The following is an 18,324-nucleotide window of genomic DNA, read 5'->3' on the forward strand; positions in this document are numbered from 1 at the left end:
GCGACGCGGTCGTCGCCACGGTGACGCATTGTATCGGAAACCCAAGCGCCGTGCTCGGCCTTGCCGCAGGTCACGCGGCGTCCACCTGCACGGGTACGCCATTGAGCGCTGCGTTGCCCGAAACGGCATCACGCAAGCGCTCATCGGTCAGGTCATTGGCACTGATGCCAGGTTGTGCCTGGGCGATCAGCAGCTGTACGCCCGGGCGGCCATGGCCGAAGCCATGGGGCAGGCTGACCACGCCGGGCATCATGTCTTCGCAGGCCTGCACCTCGACTTCGAGGCTACCGGTACGCGAACGGATCCGTACCCGCTGGCCATCCTGCAATTGTCGCTGGAGCAAATCCTGCGGATGCATCAGCAACTGATGGCGCGGCTTGCCTTTGACCAGCCGATGAAAGTTGTGCATCCAGGAATTGTTGCTGCGCACATGCCGTCGGCCGATCAACAGCAATTCGCCTGGCGCTGGCGGGGCTTGTTGCGCCAGTCGGTGCAGGTCATCCAGCACGGCCTTCGGGGCCACTTCGACGGCCTTGCTCGCCGTGGCCAAGCGCGCACCCAGGCTGGCGCGCAGCGGGCCGAGGTCAAGGCCATGGGGATGCTCATCAAGCGTGCCGAGCGAGAGCGTCCAGGCACTCTCTTCGCCATACCGGCCTTTACGTAGCGCCAGGTCGATCATCTGCGCAGGCGCAATGGTCGGCTTGAGTTCCAGCCCTGCACGCTGGGCGAAGGCTTGTGCCAGGCCGACGAAGATTTCCCAGTCATGCAAGGCGCCTTGCGGCTTGGCCAGGATGGCCCGGTTGAAGCGGGTGACATTGCGCACGGCCAGCAGGTTGAAGGTGCTGTCGTAATGGTCGTGTTCCAGTGCCGAGGTGGATGGCAGGATCAGGTCGGCGTGGCGAGTCGTCTCGTTGATGTACAGGTCGATGCTGAGCATGAACTCCAGCCCCTGCAACGCCGCGTCCAGTTGCCGGCCGTTGGGGGTGGACAGCACCGGGTTACCGGCAACGGTCACCAGGGCCCGGACCTGTCCTTCGCCGGGGGTCAGCATCTCTTCGGCCAAGGCTGCCACCGGCAGTTCCCCCCCGTACTCAGGCAAACCGGATACCCGGCTCTGCCAGGCATTGAAATGACCACCCGAGGTAGTAGCAACGAGGTCGACGGCGGGCTCGGTACACAACGCCCCACCCACACGATCAAGGTTGCCGGTGACCAGGTTGATCACTTGCACCAGCCAGTGGCACAGGGTACCGAAGGCCTGCGTCGACACGCCCATGCGGCCATAGCAGACAGCCTTGTCGGCTGCAGCGAAGTCACGCGCAAGCTGGCGAATGCAGGCCGCGTCGATCCCGCACAGTGCACTCATGGCTTCGGCGTTGAATGGCGCGATAGCCTCGCGAACCTGCTGCAGCCCATTGACCGGCAAGTGCGAGCCGCGCGCCAGGCCTTCGTCGAACAGGGTGTTGAGCAGGCCGCACAGCAAGGCGGCATCGCCACCGGGGCGAATGAACAGGTGCCGATCGGCCATGGCGGCCGTTTCGCTGCGCCGCGGGTCCACCACGACCAGTTGCCCGCCCCGTGCTTTCAGGGCCTTGAGGCGTTTTTCCACATCCGGCACGGTCATGATGCTGCCATTGGAAGCCAACGGGTTGCCACCCAGGATCAGCATGAAATCGGTGTGGTCGATGTCCGGGATCGGCAATAAAAGGCCATGGCCATACATCAGATAGCTGGTCAGGTGCTGGGGAAGTTGGTCCACCGAGGTGGCGGAGTAGCGATTGCGCGTTTTCAGCAGGCCGAGGAAGTAGTTGCTGTGGGTCATCAAGCCGTAGTTGTGCACGCTCGGGTTGCCCTGATAAACGGCTACGGCGTTACGCCCATGCGCCTGCTGGATCGCCCACAGCTTGTCGGCGGCCAGGGCAAAGGCCTCATCCCAACTGATGGCCTGCCACTGCGTGCCGACCCTTCGATGCGGTTGGCGCAAGCGGTCCGGGTCTTCCTGGATATCCTGCAGCGCCACCGCCTTGGGGCAGATGTGGCCACGGCTGAACGGGTCCTGCGGGTCGCCCTTGATCGAGCTGATGCGCGCCCGCCCATCGTCTTCATGGCTGACTTCGATGTTCAGGCCACAGATCGCTTCACACAGGTGACAGGCACGGTGATGCAGGGTCTTGGTCATGGCCGCCTCTGCGTTGTTGTTGTCGAACAGCGACTATGCGCCCTGCCCGAGCCCCCTGCCAGCGCGCTTCGTGGCGTGAATCCTCCGACATCAGGCGTACGATTTGCGACAGCCATTTGCCAAATTGCCAGCAAGCCGTGTACAACCCCCTGTAGCAAATAAAAAACAGTGCAGGCTCAAGGGGTAATGACACCCCTTGCAACAGAGCCGCTGTTTCCCCTCTTGGTTTTAGGCGACATTTAATTATAGTATTGCGCCTTTCCCTATTTCGTCCGCCCCGTGCGGCTTACGCCGCGGGTCACTCCCGTTGTCAAAAAAAACCATACGGTAGACCTGCATACTGTTGCAGATAAGGTAGTCAATCATGAGCGCTAGGCACTTTCTCTCCCTGCTGGATTTCACCACCGACGAATTGCTCGGTGTGATCCGCCGAGGCATCGAGCTGAAGGACCTGCGCAAGCGCGGCGTGCTGTTCGAGCCCCTGAAAAACCGCGTACTGGGGATGATCTTCGAAAAATCCTCGACCCGTACCCGCGTGTCGTTCGAGGCCGGCATGATCCAGCTTGGTGGCCAGGCGATCTTCCTGTCACCGCGCGACACCCAACTGGGCCGCGGCGAGCCGATCAGCGACAGCGCCATCGTGCTGTCGAGCATGGTCGATGCGGTGATGATCCGCACCCACGCCCACAGCACCCTCACCGAATTCGCCGCCAACTCGCGCGTGCCGCTGATCAACGGCCTGTCCGACGAGTCGCACCCGTGCCAGCTGCTGGCCGACATGCAGACCTTCCACGAGCACCGTGGCGCCATCCAGGGCAAGACCGTGGCCTGGATCGGCGATGGTTTCAATATGTGCAACTCGTATATCGAAGCTGCCCGGCAGTTCGACTTCCAGCTGCGCATCGCCTGCCCGGAAGGCTACGACCCCGATCCACGCTTCATGGCACTGGGTGGCGACCGCGTGCAGATCATCCGTGACCCGCGTGAAGCCGTGCGCGGCGCACACCTGGTGACCACCGATGTCTGGACTTCGATGGGCCAAGAGGAGGAAACTGCACGGCGCCTGGCGCATTTCGCGCCTTACCAGGTCACCCGCGAACTGCTCGACCTGGCGGCACCCGACGCCCTGTTCATGCATTGCCTGCCCGCCCATCGCGGCGAGGAAATCAGCCATGACCTGCTCGACGACCCTCGTTCGGTCGCCTGGGACCAGGCTGAAAACCGCCTGCATGCACAGAAGGCCCTCCTCGAATTCCTTGTCGAACCGGCTTACCACCACGCATGAGTCAACCCCTACTGCTCAACCTGCGCGACCTCGCCTGCGGCTACGGCGACCAGCGCATCGTCCAGAACCTCAACCTGCACCTGAACGCAGGCGACATCGGTTGCCTGCTGGGTTCCTCGGGTTGCGGCAAGACCACCACACTGCGTGCCATCGCCGGCTTCGAGCCGGTGCACGAGGGTGAGATCCAGCTGGCCGGCGAGGTCATTTCCCGCGCCGGCTTCACCCTGTCACCGGAAAAACGCCGGATCGGCATGGTGTTCCAGGACTACGCCCTGTTCCCGCACCTGACCGTGGCACAGAACATCGCCTTCGGCATTGCCAAGCACCCGAAACAGGCGCAGGTGGTCGAAGAGATGCTTGAACTGGTCAAGCTTGGCGGCCTGGGCGGGCGTTACCCGCACGAGCTGTCCGGCGGCCAGCAGCAGCGCGTAGCACTGGCGCGGGCACTGGCCCCCGAACCACAGCTGCTGCTGCTGGACGAGCCGTTCTCCAACCTGGATGTGGAATTGCGTCGGCGCCTCAGCCATGAGGTCCGCGATATCCTCAAGAGCCGTGGCACCAGCGCGATCCTGGTCACCCATGACCAGGAAGAAGCCTTCGCGGTCAGCGACCATGTGGGCGTGTTCAAGGAAGGCCGCCTGGAGCAGTGGGATACGCCCTACAACCTCTACCATGAGCCGCAAACGCCGTTCGTTGCCAGCTTCATCGGCCAGGGCTATTTCATCCGTGGCCAGATGAGCAGCCACGAGGCGGTCAACACCGAGCTCGGCGAGCTGCGCGGTAACCGAGCCTACATCATGGCGCCGGGTAGCTCGGTGGATGTGCTGCTGCGCCCTGACGATATCGTGCATGCCGCAGACAGCGCGCTGCGCGCGAGTATCGTCGGCAAAAGCTTCCTTGGCGCATCGACCCTGTATCGCCTGCAGTTGCCAACCGGCAGCCAGCTCGAAGCGATCTTCCCGAGCCATATCGATCATCAGGTGGGCGAGGATGTGGGCATTGCGGTGAAGGCTGACCACCTGGTGCTGTTCCCGGTACCCGGCAGTGTCGCGGCGCAGTTGCCGCGCCAGGAGAATGGGGTTCGTCGCTTCAGCTCGGCGACCTGATGCAGCAACGTGGGGCTGCCGCGCAGCCCCAATGGCCTTAGCCCCGGCCGATTCCGGCAAATGAGCCTTGGGTATGTTCGGCCAGCACCGCCGCCGCCAACTCCACTTCCAAGCCTCGCCGCCCGGCGCTGACATGGATGGTTGCAAAATTCTGCGCCGAATCATCAATGAAGGTCCGCAGGCGTTTCTTCTGCCCCAATGGGCTGATCCCCCCCACCAGATACCCCGTGGCCCGCTGCGCAGCCGCAGGGTCGGCCATCTCGCACTTCTTTACACCGGCAGCCTGCGCCAGGGCTTTGAGGTCCAGCGTCCCCACCACGGGCACCACGGCCACCAGCAATTCCCCCTTCTCACTGCTGGCCAGCAAGGTCTTGAATACCTGCTGCGGGTCGAGCCCAAGCTTTTCCGCTGCCTCCAGCCCATACGACGCCGATTTGGGGTCATGCTCATAACTGTGCACGCGGTGCTCGGCACGGGCTTTTTTCAACAAGTCGAGGGCGGGGGTCATGCAGTGCTCCGGTCTGGTACAGATCGGCGGCTACTTTAGGACAATTCCCACATCCCAGCCAGTTCGCCTCCCTCGCGCCCGTCTAACTCGCGGATTCAAGCGTGCAAAGCCCGTCCAGATCGTGACTGACCGTTCACTTTCGACCTTTGACATAAGCGTTTCTTGTCTATATTTTTTCGTTTCTGAATAAACGGTGCACTTTTAAGGTGCATTCCTATAGATGTCCGGGGTCAATGGGGATAGACACCGGGCTTTGCTGTCGAGCGCCAAGCGCCTCACAACAAAAAAAACGAGGTCATACATGACGACTGCTCTACGCGAACCCACATTGTCCAGCCAATGCCTGGCCGAATTCCTCGGCACGGCGCTGCTGATCTTCTTCGGCACCGGCTGTGTCGCCGCCCTCAAGGTCGCAGGCGCCAGCTTCGGCTTGTGGGAAATCAGCATCATCTGGGGCGTGGGCGTGAGCATGGCGATCTACCTCACCGCCGGCATTTCCGGCGCGCACCTGAACCCGGCCGTGAGCATCGCGCTGACCCTGTTCGCCGGTTTCGACAAGCGCAAACTGCCGTTCTACATGCTGGCCCAGGTTTGCGGTGCATTCTGCGGCGCGGCGTTGGTCTACACCCTGTACAGCAACCTGTTCTTCGATTTCGAACAAGCCCACGCCATGCTGCGCGGCAGCACCGAGAGCCTCGAACTGGCGTCGGTGTTCTCCACCTATCCGCACCCTGCTCTTTCCACTGGCCAGGCCTTCCTGGTCGAAGTGGTGATCACCGCGATCCTGATGGCCGTGATCATGGCCCTGACCGACGACAACAACGGCTTGCCGCGAGGCGCCATGGCACCGCTGCTGATCGGCCTGCTGATCGCCGTGATCGGCAGCGCCATGGGCCCGCTGACCGGCTTCGCGATGAACCCAGCCCGCGATTTCGGGCCAAAACTGATGACGTTCCTGGCCGGCTGGGGCGAAGTCGCCTTCACGGGCGGCCGGGACATTCCTTACTTCCTGGTTCCGGTGTTCGCACCGATACTCGGCGCTTGCCTGGGTGCCGCGACCTATCGCGGCCTGATCGCCCGCAACCTGCCGGCGGCGCAAAGCGCGAACCCTGAGACAAATGACAATCGCCAGGGCGATACTCAAGCCAACTGATGCTTGCGTCCTGACCCCCTCTTTTTGCAAGGCCTACGACCATGACAGACACCCAGGATAAGAACTACATCATCGCCCTGGACCAGGGCACCACCAGTTCGCGGGCCATCATCTTCGACCGCGACGCCAATGTGGTCGGCACCTCCCAGCGCGAGTTCGCCCAGCACTATCCGCAAGCTGGCTGGGTCGAACACGACCCGATGGAAATCTTCGCCACGCAGAGCGCGACCATGGTCGAGGCCCTGGCCCAGGCCGGCATCAGCCACGCCCAGGTGGCCGCCATCGGCATCACCAACCAGCGCGAAACCACCGTGGTGTGGGATAGGGAAACCGGCCGCCCGGTTTACAACGCAGTGGTCTGGCAGTGCCGTCGCAGCACCGAAATCTGTGCACAGCTCAAACGCGACGGGCATGAAGAATACATCCGTGAAACCACCGGCCTGGTCACCGACCCGTACTTCTCCGGCACCAAGCTCAAGTGGATCCTCGACAACGTCGAAGGCGCCCGTGAGCGCGCCGAGCGCGGCGAACTGCTGTTCGGCACCGTCGATACCTGGCTGATCTGGAAGTTCTCCGGCGGCAAGGTGCATGTCACCGACTACACCAACGCCTCGCGCACGCTGATGTTCAACATCCACAGCCTGCAGTGGGACGACAAGCTGCTGGAGATCCTTGGCATCCCGCGGCAAATGCTGCCCGAGGTGCGTCCATCGTCCGAAGTCTACGGCCACACCAAGAGCGGCATCGCCATCGCCGGTATCGCCGGTGACCAGCAGTCCGCGCTGTTCGGCCAGATGTGCGTGGAGCCCGGCCAGGCCAAGAACACCTATGGCACCGGCTGCTTCCTGCTGATGAACACCGGCGACCAGGCAGTGAAGTCGTCCCACGGCCTGCTCACCACCATCGCCTGCGGCCCGCGTGGCGAGGTGGCCTACGCGCTGGAAGGCGCGGTATTCAATGGTGGTTCCACCGTGCAATGGCTGCGCGACGAACTGAAGATCGTCAACGACGCCCTCGACACCGAATACTTTGCCAGCAAGGTCAAGGACAGCAACGGCGTTTATCTGGTACCCGCCTTCACCGGCCTCGGCGCCCCCTACTGGGACCCCTACGCCCGTGGCGCGCTGTTTGGCCTGACCCGCGGTGTGAAGGTTGACCACATCATCCGCGCCGCGCTGGAGTCGATCGCCTACCAGACCCGCGACGTACTCGACGCCATGCAACAGGACTGCGGCCAACGCCTGTCCGAATTGCGCGTCGACGGCGGTGCGGTGGCCAACAATTTCCTCATGCAGTTCCAGGCCGATATCCTCGGCACCTGCGTCGAGCGCCCGAAAATGCGCGAAACCACGGCCCTGGGTGCCGCTTACCTGGCGGGCCTGGCCTGTGGCTTCTGGAGTGGCCTGGAGGAGCTGCGGGACAAAGCGATCATCGAGCGCGAATTCAGCCCGCAGCTGGACGAAACGCAAAAAGAGAAGCTGTACGCCGGCTGGCGCAAAGCGGTCGACCGTACCCGTGACTGGGAAGACCACGACGCCTGATCCCGCTGCATGGGGCTGCTTCGCGGCCCCTATCAGCCTATGGCCTACTGGCCGTCATCCGCTTCCTGCGGCATCATTGCAGAATTTGTCCGGCAGCCCATAAGGACCGCCCATGAATCTGCCCCCACGCCAACAACAAATCCTCGAGCTGGTGCGCGAACGCGGCTACGTCAGCATCGAAGAAATGGCGCAGTTGTTCATCGTCACCCCGCAAACCATCCGCCGCGACATCAACCAGCTCGCCGAACTCAACCTGCTACGCCGCTACCACGGTGGGGCGGCCTACGATTCGAGCATCGAGAACACCGCCTACGCCATGCGCGCCGACCAGATGCGCGACGAAAAGCAGCGTATCGCCGACGCCGTGGCCCGGCAGATTCCCGACCATGCCTCGCTGTTCATCAACATTGGTACGACCACCGAATCCATTGCCCGGGCGTTGCTCAACCACAGCCACCTGAAGGTGATTACCAACAACCTGCACGTGGCCGCAATACTCGCCGCCAAGGATGATTTCGAAGTGTTGGTGGCCGGTGGCACGGTGCGCCGCGATGGGGGGGTGGTCGGCCAGGCCAGCGTCGACTTCATCAGCCAGTTCAAGGTCGACTTCGCCCTGGTGGGCATCAGCGGCATCGATGAAGATGGCAGCCTGCTCGATTTCGATTACCAGGAAGTGCGGGTTTCCCAGGCGATCATCGCCAATGCACGCCAGGTCATTCTGGCGGCCGACTCCAGCAAGTTCGGCCGGAATGCCATGGTGCGTCTGGGCTCGATCAGCCTGGTCGACTGCCTGGTGACCGACCAGTCGCCTACGCCCGCCCTGAGCGAATTGCTCAACCAGTACAAGATTCGCCTGGACGTGGTTTGAGCTGCAAGCGGGCCAGCAAAACGGCCCGCCATTTTCGTAAATGTTCACTTATTTGTCATCTGATCAGTTTTTTCTATAAAGACTGACTGGCGACCGGCTTTCTGTTGCGCTAGTATTTTCGGAAACGAACATCAATGTTCATATTCGATGTGAACAGCCCCAGGAGGCCTTGCCCGTGTCCCAGCCCGTTTCGTCCCAGCCACCACTCGCCGACTGCTATGACCTCGCCGTGATCGGCGGCGGCATCAATGGCGTGGGCATCGCTGCCGACGCCGCCGGGCGCGGCCTGAAAGTCTTCCTCTGCGAAAAGGACGACTTGGCCCAGCACACCTCCTCGGCCAGCAGCAAATTGATCCACGGCGGCCTGCGCTACCTGGAGCATTACGAGTTCCGCCTGGTGCGCGAGGCGCTTGCCGAACGCGAAGTACTGCTGGCCAAGGCACCGCATATCGTCAAACCGATGCGTTTCGTACTGCCTCACCGCCCGCACCTGCGCCCGGCCTGGATGATCCGCGCCGGCTTGTTCCTCTACGATCACCTGGGCAAGCGCAAGCGCCTGGGCGCCTCGCGCAGCCTGAAGTTCGGCCCCGGCTACCCGCTCAAGCCGGCCATTACCCGTGGTTTCGAATACGCTGACTGCGCCGTGGACGACGCTCGTCTGGTGGTGCTCAACGCCATGGCCGCCCGTGAAAACGGTGCAGATATCGTCACCCGTACCCGCTGCCTGCGCGCCGAACGTGTCGACGGTGTGTGGCAGGTCGAACTGCAGCATGCCGACGGCCGCCTGCAGACGATCCGTGCCCGCGCCCTGGTCAACGCCGCCGGCCCTTGGGTGGCCAGCTTCATCAAGGATGACCTCAAGCTGGATGCGCCCTATGGCATCCGCCTGATCCAGGGCAGCCACCTCATCGTTCCGCGCCTGTACGACGGCGAGCATGCCTACATCCTGCAGAATGAGGACCAACGCATCGTCTTCTGCATCCCGTACCTGGAGCGCTTCACCCTGATCGGCACCACCGACCGCGAATACAGTGGCGATCCGGCGCAGGTGAAAATCACCGACACCGAAACCGACTACCTGCTCAAGGTGGTCAACGAGCACTTCAACCATCAGCTCAGCCGTGCCGACATCCTGCATACCTACTCGGGCGTGCGCCCACTGTGCAATGACGAATCGGACAACCCTTCGGCCGTGACCCGCGACTACACCCTGGCGCTATCTGCCAGCGAAGGTCAGGCGCCACTGCTGTCGGTGTTTGGCGGCAAACTGACGACTTACCGCAAGCTGGCCGAATCCGCCATGGGCGAGCTCAAGGCGTTTTTCCCGCAGATGGGTGCCAGTTGGACCGCCACTGCCCCGCTGCCGGGTGGTGAAGACATGACCACGGCGCAGGCGCTGACCGATGCCATCCTCGCCCGCCATGGCTGGCTACCGGTCGACATCGCCAAACGCTGGGCCGTGACCTACGGCAGCCGAGTGTGGCAGCTGCTCGAAGGGATACAAGGCCCTGAAGGCCTGGGCGATGCCATTGGCGGCGGCCTGTTTGCCCGCGAAGTGGATTACCTGCGCGGCCAGGAATGGGCAATCGGTACCGACGATATCCTGTGGCGCCGGACCAAACTGGGCCTGTTCACTACCGAAGCCGAACAGCGTGCGCTGGCTGCGTACCTGCAGGCTAACGAGCCTGTCAGGGCAGGTACGCGGGCAGCCTGATTTCACGCCCGGCAAGGGCGTCGTCCGCACGACGCCCACGATCACCTAGGGTTGCCACACCCTGTCATATCGGCCAACGCTGGTAAGCCTCACTCGACAACTGCTCGATCAATGCGCGCTCCTGGGCAAGGTAAGCATCCCTCTGCTGCCTGCACAATGCCTCATAGGCCTGCTCCGTCATCGCACCGCTTTGCACGCTTCTTTCAGCCTCATCCAGTGGCGCATAACAGCTTTCGGCCAAAGCGCCGAAGCGCTGCGCATGGGTGTGATGCAGGTACTCCTGCCAGAACTCCTGATCGGCCAACGCCCGTGACAGCCGCTCATTGCTTTCGGCCCGCAGTACATCCACCCTGGCGATGTTGAAATCGGTCGCTGTCAGACCACTGTAGTCCTCGTAATGCATGCTTGCTGGTTGCCCGGGCAAACGCAGCGATGTGGCCAGCCGGAAGCGGTAGGCCAGGTACACCTCGATTTCATCCACCTCTCGGCCGTTCACCCGCAGCGATTCGATGCGTTGCGCCGCTATGCGGTCGACTTCACCAAGGCGGAACAGCGAACGCCCCACCTGCATCAGCGGCCTCTCTCTTTGTGCGGTACTCAGGCCCACCGTCAGCTCATGGATCAGTGCCCTCACCTCCATCTGGCTGAGCACCAGCAACAGACGGTCCTCGCAGGTGCGCCTGCCTCCGGCGAGTGTGAACAGCTGATCCCGTATTTCGCTGTTCTGCTCGCAGGCTTCGATGATTTTCCATACGCGCGCCCGGTAATAGGCCGGATGTCCTGCGTAATCCGTGGTATGGGCGAAATCGCGCAGGAAGCGAAAGAAGTTGGCCGAACCGGGTTCGGCCACCAGGGTGAGCCACTGGCCCTCAAGCCGTGAACGCAACGCAGCCGAAGCGCCCACCAGCCAGCGCTCACGCTCAGCCTCCTGGACCAGTTGATGGCGGAAGGAGGAGAACTCGCCGTGCACTTCACTGGCCTGGCTGAGGTACGTGGAACTCGCCTCGTCCAATGGGTTGTCATGCAGGGAAACGCGCGATAGGGCACGCTGCAAGGCATGGTTTTGCTGGTTAAGCGCGCGAATCTGATTGTCCCGCAGGTCGGTAAGCCCCTGCCAAGGCACTTGCTGTGGCCGCTCTGGCCACTGCGTAATACCTGTAGAGCGCAGGTCCAGATCACGCAGGTGTACCAGCGACCGGATGTCGGGTGCGTCCCCCAGCAAGTTACCGCTCAGGTCCAGCCGGCGCAATTGGGTCAACGCCTGCAACCGGCGGTTGTCCGTGACGGTCATGTAGATACGGTTATCGGCCAGCGACAGTTGCCGCAGCCCGGTGAGCTGGGCAATACCGGGCGAGATGGTCGAAAGGCGGTTGCCCCGCAAATCAAGTTCAACCACACGCGGGAAACGGGCCAGGAAGTCGTCCTCGATGTCCTCGAGCGCCATGTTGCGCAGGGTCAGGTGCGTCACATGGCCAAAACTCACACCCGCCGGCAACCTGGGCAGCGCACCGATGCGCTCGCCACTGATTTCCAGGGCAAAGCTGCCATCCTCGCGCGCACCCACCTTGCGCCGCCAGCAACGGCGCAGCGCATTGGCCACGCGATTACGCCTGAGCTGCACGAGGAAGTTCGCCCCCGTACTACGCCAGGCCAACAACGCCCCGCGCAGGTCTTCCAGCAGGCCATGCAGATGGCTGTAATGTTCCCAAGGGTCGATCCGATTACTGATAAGTTCGAGCATGTAATTGTGCAACTGCTCATCGGTCAGGGTCGGGTAGATTTGCCGGATGCCCCTGCGGCTTGCCTGCCCCATGCTCTCGCCGCGGCCACTGAGCGGGTAGCCAAGGCGCCCATCGGCGAAACGCACCGGGGGGCGCACGCCCCTGCCCACCGGTGCCTGGCCAATCAGGCGCGACACCCGCTCGCGCTGATCACTGGCCGCCTTGGCCAACAGGTCTGCCAGGCCTTGGGCATCAAGCGGCACATCGCTCAACAGCGCCTTCTGAGCGTCATCCAGGCTGAGCAGCAGTGCCTGCTGAAGCGAATCGGCCTGCGCCGAACCGGTCAACAGTGCGCCGTCCTCTGCGAACACGCGGTAGCCCTCGTGCCCACGGACTATGCGCACGGCCTGCCCGGCGAGGGCGTTACCAACCTGTGTCTGCAGCGGCCCATCAGCCGCTCCCAGACGCAGTTCGATGCGCACCGACTGGCCCCAGGGTGCCAACGTATCGATCAGCCCCAATGCCAGTTTCTCGCTGTCTTCATTCAGCGCCTGGGCCTGGCGCAAACCGGCACAAGCGCGGTCGATACGGCTGTCACGCAGAAACCAGCGTGCGCGCTCGGCGATGGCCAGCGGTACCCGGCCGCTGGCCACCATCTGTTCGACCTGCTCACTGTCGCACTGGCCGACCACCTCCTGTGCTCCGTTGAGCGATAGCCCCGGGAAATCGCGCAGCAGTGCGGTGACCGTGGTATCTGCCTGCGCCTGCGCGGATGCGAGCAAGGTTTCGAAGGCCTCCCCACGCACGGCGGGGTGCTGCTGATGCAGCCGATAACGTTCAACAGCATTCATCAGGCGCGCTGGCGCCGGGGCATTCTGCGCGTGCAGAAGGCGCAGCCGGGCCTCATCGAACCCTGTGCACGCGAGTACGGCGTCAGCTTGCGTGTCGGTTAGGTCGGCCAAGCTGGACGCCAAACGACGCAGCAGCTGCCTGGCACCTGTCCACTCCTGGGGGCGCACCAACGCATGGCGCCAGTCACCGCGCCCGTTGTGCTCCAGCACTGGCCGGTACGCCTGGTCCCGCAGCGGATGCTGGATACGCAGACGCTCGTCACCTTCAACGCTGGCCAGGCGAAAGCTGCCCTCATGCAGCCGGATCTGCCAGCGGTCGTCGTGCAGCGTTCTACGGCCAACGTGCGCCGACTTGCCTGCCACGCGGTAAGCGCTGAGGCGATGATCGATCAGTTTCACGTGCCCGCTGTCGGCCTTTACCGGCAGCAAGTCATCCACAAAAGGTACACGCTCGAGCACACACCGCACCCCAACGGTTCCGGCCGCCACCGCAGCGCCCAGCAGCACGTTTCCCGCCACGGCAAAAAGGTGCTGCAACGCCGCTTGCCGATCACCCAGTTGCCAGTCTTCATAGCCCTCGTACACTTCACTGGCGAGTTGCACGGCTGCAACCGCCAGCATGGCCTGGCCCAACACCGGTACGAAAAACCCGGCCAGATTCAGCAACGTCAGGCCGAGGTTTTCATACCCTTGCAGACGGTTGGCACGGGCCTCGGCATCTTCATCGCCGGTGGGCACCGCGAGCACGCGTGCATCGTCGACAATCTTCTCTACCTGGAGCGTTCGCAAGTAGCTGAAAAGCGAAGTGTTGACGGGCATAAGGCGACCATCGAGCGGTAACGCCACACCAAGGTCGGTGCTCGCCTGCAGCACACTCAATGCGCCGTAGAATGAGACCCGGTCACGCTCGCGGACGTATCGCTGGAAAAACCTCGCATAGATGGGTTCGCGAAGGCGCTGCCCCATCAATTCATGGAACAGCGCCCACGAGCGGTACTCCTGAACCGGCCGCACCGGGTCACCCGGTATCCACACGATCAACTTCTGCAAGCCGGCATCGGCCATTGGCTGCCGAGCTTCGATCACCAGAATGCCGTGCATGCGCTTGCCCAGCAGGTAAAGCTGTTTGACGCTCAGCGTCGCGGGGTCACTGGGGACAATCGGAACGCCCGAAATGATCGGCAGCACCTGGCGCAGCGTGCCTTCATCGATTTCCCCTTTCATCGCCCCTCGGCGCACATCGACATCCAACTGCGCACGCTGCGCCTCTTCCAGCATCGCTTCGATACGCTGGCGGGCGGGGCTGCCGGCAGCCTCATCGAGGGCGAAGTGCCGACGTAGCAGCGCCTGATAGTTGCCCCCCAGATCGAGCTCACGGCACATCAACACATAGTGTTCATAAGTGATGGGCAACACGTGGTTCGCAGCGTCACGCAACGCGACCTCGGTAAAGGGCTCGGCGCGGCCCTCCTCGGGCATGAAATTGTGCAGCGCAGCCTCGAGCAGTGAACGCGAAGACACTTCTGGGAAGCGTTCAGCAGGGGTGGTTCTGACCGGTGGCGGGTACCGGACCCACTTCACCGTCCGCAGCCGGGCGGAGCGCACATCGACCTCAATGCCATGGCGCTGGCGCAATGCCGCCTGCAGTAATGCAATGGCATGGTCATCCAGCGAGGGCACAGCCGCCATGAACACCTGGAGCGCGTGGGCGCTGTGCTGCTGCCTGCGCATGGCCTCATGCAGCGCGTTCAGATGATCGGGGGTGGTTGTGGAAAGCCAACTGGGAAGCCGCTTGGCGATCAGTTGGTCGATGGAATGGACGGGGGTCGATTCGTGGGTCATGGGAAGCGCCTGCTGAGTAAACCCAGAGCACATCATTGGGCCCCCGGCTACCTGCGGTAATTAATGCTGCGCGCCTGCCCCATTCATTCGGGTTTCCGAACGCCACACGCCCATGCATTCGGTTAGCCGGATACCTGAATCCGTTACACATTCGTCAAAAAATGTTGATCCCCAGCAAATACGTGCCGTTATGATCAACTGCAGAGCTTGGCACGAGTCATGCTCTACACTTGGAAGCCGAATGCACAGCGCTTCATGCTGTATTCGTTGAACGAAAGAGTCCGCCAACGGCTCCATAAAAAAAACAAACACGTCGAGGAAAATTTGATGCGTATCGTTCGTCAATTGCTGGGCGCCGCCATCGCGGCTGCAGTCATCGCTTCGCCCGCCATGGCCGAGGAGCTGACCGGCACCCTGAAGAAGATCAAGGACTCGGGCACCATCACCCTGGGGCACCGCGACTCCTCCATTCCGTTTTCCTATCTGGCAGGCAAGCCGGAGCCCGTGGGCTATTCCCACGACATCCAGCTGGCCGTGGTCGACGCCCTGAAAAAGCAACTGGGCACCGACATCAAGGTCAAGTACAACCTCGTCACTTCGCAAACCCGCATCCCGCTGGTGCAGAACGGCACCGTGGACCTGGAGTGCGGATCCACCACCAACAACGTCGAGCGCCAGCAGCAAGTCGGCTTCTCGGTGGGCATCTTCGAAGTCGGCACGCGCCTGCTGACCAAGGTGAAAGACGGTCAGCCCTCCTATAAAGATTTCCCGGACCTGGCCGGCAAGAACGTGGTGACCACCGCCGGTACCACCTCCGAGCGCATCCTCAAGGCGATGAACGCCGACAAGCAGATGAAGATGAACGTGATTTCCGCCAAGGACCACGGTGAAGCCTTCAACATGCTCGAAAGCGGCCGCGCCGTAGCCTTCATGATGGACGACGCCCTGCTGGCCGGTGAAATGGCCAAGGCGCGCAAGCCGTCCGACTGGGTCATCACCGGTACCCCACAGTCGTACGAAATCTACGGCTGCATGGTGCGTAAAGAAGACGCTGCGTTCAAGAAAGCGGTAGACGACGCCATCGTCGGCTACTTCAAGTCGGGCGAAGTCAACAAGAGCTACGACAAGTGGTTCATGCAGCCAATCCCGCCAAAAGGCCTGAACCTGCAATTCCAGATGAGCGACGAGCTGAAAAAACTGATCGCCGAGCCGACCGACAAGGCCGCGGACGAGAAGAAGTCCTGATCCTCAGCAAATAGTGGCCTGGTGCTCACGAGCACGAATCAATTCTGCAGGCCACTCATTAGTGTCTAACCTTTCATCCGAGGGCGCATGCCGCCCTTGGATGCTCGAAGGTGCCCGTGAAACAACCGTCTGAGGGGAAATCCCGATGAATTACAACTGGGACTGGGGCGTGTTCTTCAAGTCCACCGGCGTGGGCAGCGAAACCTATCTGGACTGGTACATCACCGGTTTGGGCTGGACCATCGCCATCGCCATCACCGCCTGGATCATCGCGCTGCTGCTGGGCTCTGTCCTCGGCGTCATGCGTACCGTGCCCAACCGCGTGGTATCGGGCATCGCTACCGCCTATGTGGAGCTGTTCCGCAACGTGCCGCTGCTGGTGCAGCTGTTCATCTGGTACTTCCTGGTACCGGACCTGCTGCCAGAAGGCCTGCAGGAATGGTTCAAGCAGGACCTCAACCCGACCACCTCGGCGCTGATCAGCGTGGTCATCTGCCTCGGCCTGTTCACCGCCGCCCGCGTCTGCGAACAGGTACGCACCGGTATTCAGGCGCTGCCCAAGGGCCAGGAAGCCGCAGCCCGCGCCATGGGCTTCAGCTTGCCGCAGATCTACAACAACGTGCTGCTGCCGCAGGCCTACCGGATCATCATTCCGCCGCTTACCTCCGAGTTTCTCAACGTCTTCAAGAACTCCTCGGTGGCGTCGCTGATCGGCCTGATGGAGTTGCTGGCACAGACCAAGCAGACCGCAGAGTTTTCCGCCAACCTGTTCGAGGCGTTCACCCTGGCCACGCTGATCTACTTCACCTTGAACATGGGCCTGATGCTGCTGATGCGCATGGTCGAGAAGAAAGTCGCCGTACCTGGCCTGATTTCCGTGGGGGGCAAGTAAATGGAGATGGATTTCAGCGAAATCATCCCGGCCCTGCCTGCCCTGTGGGACGGCATGGTCATGACCCTGCAACTGATGGTCATGGGCGTAGTCGGTGGTATCGCGCTGGGCACCGTGCTCGCGTTGATGCGCCTGTCGTCGAGCAAGCTGCTGTCGCGTGTGGCCGGTGCCTACGTCAACTACTTCCGCTCGATCCCGCTGCTGCTGGTGATCACGTGGTTCTACCTGGCGGTGCCGTTCGTGCTGCGCTGGATCACCGGCGAGGACACCCCGGTAGGTGCCTTCACCTCCTGCGTGGTCGCCTTCATGATGTTCGAGGCCGCGTACTTCTGCGAAATCGTCCGCGCCGGCGTGCAGTCGATCTCCAAAGGGCAGATGGGCGCCGCGCAAGCGCTGGGCATGAACTACGCGCAGACCATGCGCCTGATCATCCTGCCCCAGGCCTTCCGCAAGATGACCCCACTGCTGCTGCAGCAGAGCATCATCCTGTTCCAGGACACCTCGCTGGTGTACACCGTGGGCCTGGTCGACTTCCTCAACTCGGCACGCTCCAACGGCGACATCATCGGCCGCTCGCATGAGTTCCTGATCTTCGCCGGGGTCGTCTACTTCCTCATCAGCTTCTCCGCTTCGTGGCTGGTCAAGCGCCTGCAAAAAAGGATCACCGTATGATTTCCATCAAGAACGTCAACAAGTGGTACGGCGACTTCCAGGTACTGACCGACTGCAGCACCGAAGTCAAGAAGGGTGAAGTGGTGGTGGTATGCGGCCCTTCGGGCTCGGGCAAATCCACCCTGATCAAGTGCGTCAACGCGTTGGAGCCGTTCCAGAAGGGCGACATCGTGGTCGATGGCACTTCGATTGCCGACCCGAAGACCAACCTGCCCAAACTGCGTTCGCGGGTGGGCATGGTGTTCCAGCATTTCGAGCTGTTTCCGCACCTGACCATCACCGAGAACCTGACCATCGCCCAGCGCAAGGTACTCGGCCGCAGCGAGGCGGAAGCCACCAAGAAAGGCCTGGCCCTGCTCGAGCGTGTGGGCCTGAGCGCTCACGCCAAAAAGCACCCTGGCCAGCTCTCTGGCGGCCAGCAGCAGCGTGTGGCGATCGCCCGCGCTCTGGCGATGGACCCGATCGTCATGCTGTTCGACGAACCCACCTCGGCACTGGACCCGGAAATGGTCAGTGAGGTACTGGACGTGATGGTGCAACTGGCCCACGAAGGCATGACCATGATGTGCGTGACCCACGAAATGGGCTTTGCGCGCAAGGTCGCCAATCGGGTCATCTTCATGGACAAGGGCAGCATCATTGAAGACTGCACCAAGGAAGAGTTCTTCGGTGACCAGAGTGCCCGCGATCAACGCACTCAGCACTTCCTCAGCAAGATCCTGCAACACTAAGTCGGCCACCGTTTCC

Annotated in this window: 13 protein-coding genes; 10 read left to right on the forward strand and 3 right to left on the reverse strand. The window is 62.3% G+C overall.

What is annotated here, in order from left to right; translation table 11 throughout:
* Nucleotides 1–70 precede the first annotated feature (70 nt).
* The gene (locus tag ACIPIJ_RS20535) at nt 71–2,179 is read right to left on the reverse strand and encodes a molybdopterin oxidoreductase family protein (RefSeq protein ID WP_401079970.1); all 2,109 of its coding nucleotides are present in this window, start codon (nt 2,177–2,179) and stop codon (nt 71–73) included.
* A 364-nt stretch (nt 2,180–2,543) separates the two neighbouring features.
* Between ACIPIJ_RS20535 and argF the strand changes: the two genes are divergently transcribed.
* Nucleotides 2,544–3,464: an ornithine carbamoyltransferase gene (gene argF, locus ACIPIJ_RS20540; protein WP_401079972.1), complete on the forward strand. Its 921-nt coding sequence runs from the start codon at nt 2,544–2,546 to the stop codon at nt 3,462–3,464.
* Nucleotides 3,461–4,570 carry an ABC transporter ATP-binding protein gene (locus ACIPIJ_RS20545; RefSeq protein ID WP_401079974.1) on the forward strand — a complete coding sequence of 370 codons (1,110 nt, stop codon included), beginning with the start codon at nt 3,461–3,463 and terminating at the stop codon, nt 4,568–4,570. Before argF ends, ACIPIJ_RS20545 begins: the two co-directional genes overlap by 4 nt.
* 37 nt (nt 4,571–4,607) lie before the next feature.
* Here ACIPIJ_RS20545 and ybaK read toward each other — a convergent pair whose 3' ends face one another.
* Nucleotides 4,608–5,078, reverse strand: a complete 471-nt coding sequence (gene ybaK / locus ACIPIJ_RS20550) for a Cys-tRNA(Pro) deacylase (RefSeq protein WP_401079976.1) — start codon at nt 5,076–5,078, stop codon at nt 4,608–4,610.
* A 301-nt stretch (nt 5,079–5,379) separates the two neighbouring features.
* Here ybaK and ACIPIJ_RS20555 point away from each other — a divergent pair, with 301 nt between their 5' ends.
* The 4 genes from ACIPIJ_RS20555 (at nt 5,380) to glpD (ending at nt 10,354) form a co-directional block, all read left to right on the forward strand.
* Nucleotides 5,380–6,231 carry an MIP/aquaporin family protein gene (locus tag ACIPIJ_RS20555; RefSeq protein ID WP_401079978.1) on the forward strand — a complete coding sequence of 284 codons (852 nt, stop codon included), beginning with the start codon at nt 5,380–5,382 and terminating at the stop codon, nt 6,229–6,231.
* A gap of 41 nt (nt 6,232–6,272) precedes the next feature.
* Nucleotides 6,273–7,772 (forward strand): glycerol kinase GlpK, encoded by a 1,500-nt coding sequence (gene glpK / locus ACIPIJ_RS20560; RefSeq protein WP_401079980.1) that lies wholly within the window; start codon nt 6,273–6,275, stop codon nt 7,770–7,772.
* A gap of 112 nt (nt 7,773–7,884) precedes the next feature.
* The gene (glpR, locus tag ACIPIJ_RS20565) at nt 7,885–8,640 is read left to right on the forward strand and encodes a DNA-binding transcriptional repressor GlpR (protein ID WP_401079982.1); all 756 of its coding nucleotides are present in this window, start codon (nt 7,885–7,887) and stop codon (nt 8,638–8,640) included.
* 175 nt (nt 8,641–8,815) lie between these two features.
* Nucleotides 8,816–10,354, forward strand: a complete 1,539-nt coding sequence (gene glpD / locus ACIPIJ_RS20570; RefSeq protein WP_401079984.1) for a glycerol-3-phosphate dehydrogenase — start codon at nt 8,816–8,818, stop codon at nt 10,352–10,354.
* Between the two features lie 64 nt (nt 10,355–10,418).
* Here the strand turns inward: glpD and ACIPIJ_RS20575 are convergent, their stop codons facing one another.
* Entirely contained in the window at nt 10,419–14,768 is a 4,350-nt protein-coding gene (locus tag ACIPIJ_RS20575; RefSeq protein WP_401079986.1) for an NEL-type E3 ubiquitin ligase domain-containing protein, read from the reverse strand.
* Between the two features lie 327 nt (nt 14,769–15,095).
* Between ACIPIJ_RS20575 and ACIPIJ_RS20580 the strand changes: the two genes are divergently transcribed.
* The 4 genes from ACIPIJ_RS20580 to ACIPIJ_RS20595 all read left to right on the forward strand — a co-directional run bounded on the left by ACIPIJ_RS20580 (nt 15,096) and on the right by ACIPIJ_RS20595 (nt 18,308).
* Nucleotides 15,096–16,013: a glutamate/aspartate ABC transporter substrate-binding protein gene (locus ACIPIJ_RS20580; protein WP_401079988.1), complete on the forward strand. Its 918-nt coding sequence runs from the start codon at nt 15,096–15,098 to the stop codon at nt 16,011–16,013.
* Between the two features lie 145 nt (nt 16,014–16,158).
* Nucleotides 16,159–16,905, forward strand: a complete 747-nt coding sequence (locus tag ACIPIJ_RS20585; RefSeq protein ID WP_401079990.1) for an amino acid ABC transporter permease — start codon at nt 16,159–16,161, stop codon at nt 16,903–16,905.
* Nucleotides 16,906–17,577 (forward strand): amino acid ABC transporter permease, encoded by a 672-nt coding sequence (locus tag ACIPIJ_RS20590; RefSeq protein WP_401079992.1) that lies wholly within the window; start codon nt 16,906–16,908, stop codon nt 17,575–17,577.
* Nucleotides 17,574–18,308, forward strand: a complete 735-nt coding sequence (locus ACIPIJ_RS20595; protein ID WP_020190711.1) for an amino acid ABC transporter ATP-binding protein — start codon at nt 17,574–17,576, stop codon at nt 18,306–18,308. The genes ACIPIJ_RS20590 and ACIPIJ_RS20595 overlap by 4 nt, the downstream gene beginning before the upstream one ends.
* Nucleotides 18,309–18,324: the final 16 nt, after the last annotated feature.

Origin of the sequence: Pseudomonas sp. NPDC087185, assembly GCF_044744955.1 — a bacterium.
GTDB lineage: Bacteria > Pseudomonadota > Gammaproteobacteria > Pseudomonadales > Pseudomonadaceae > Aquipseudomonas.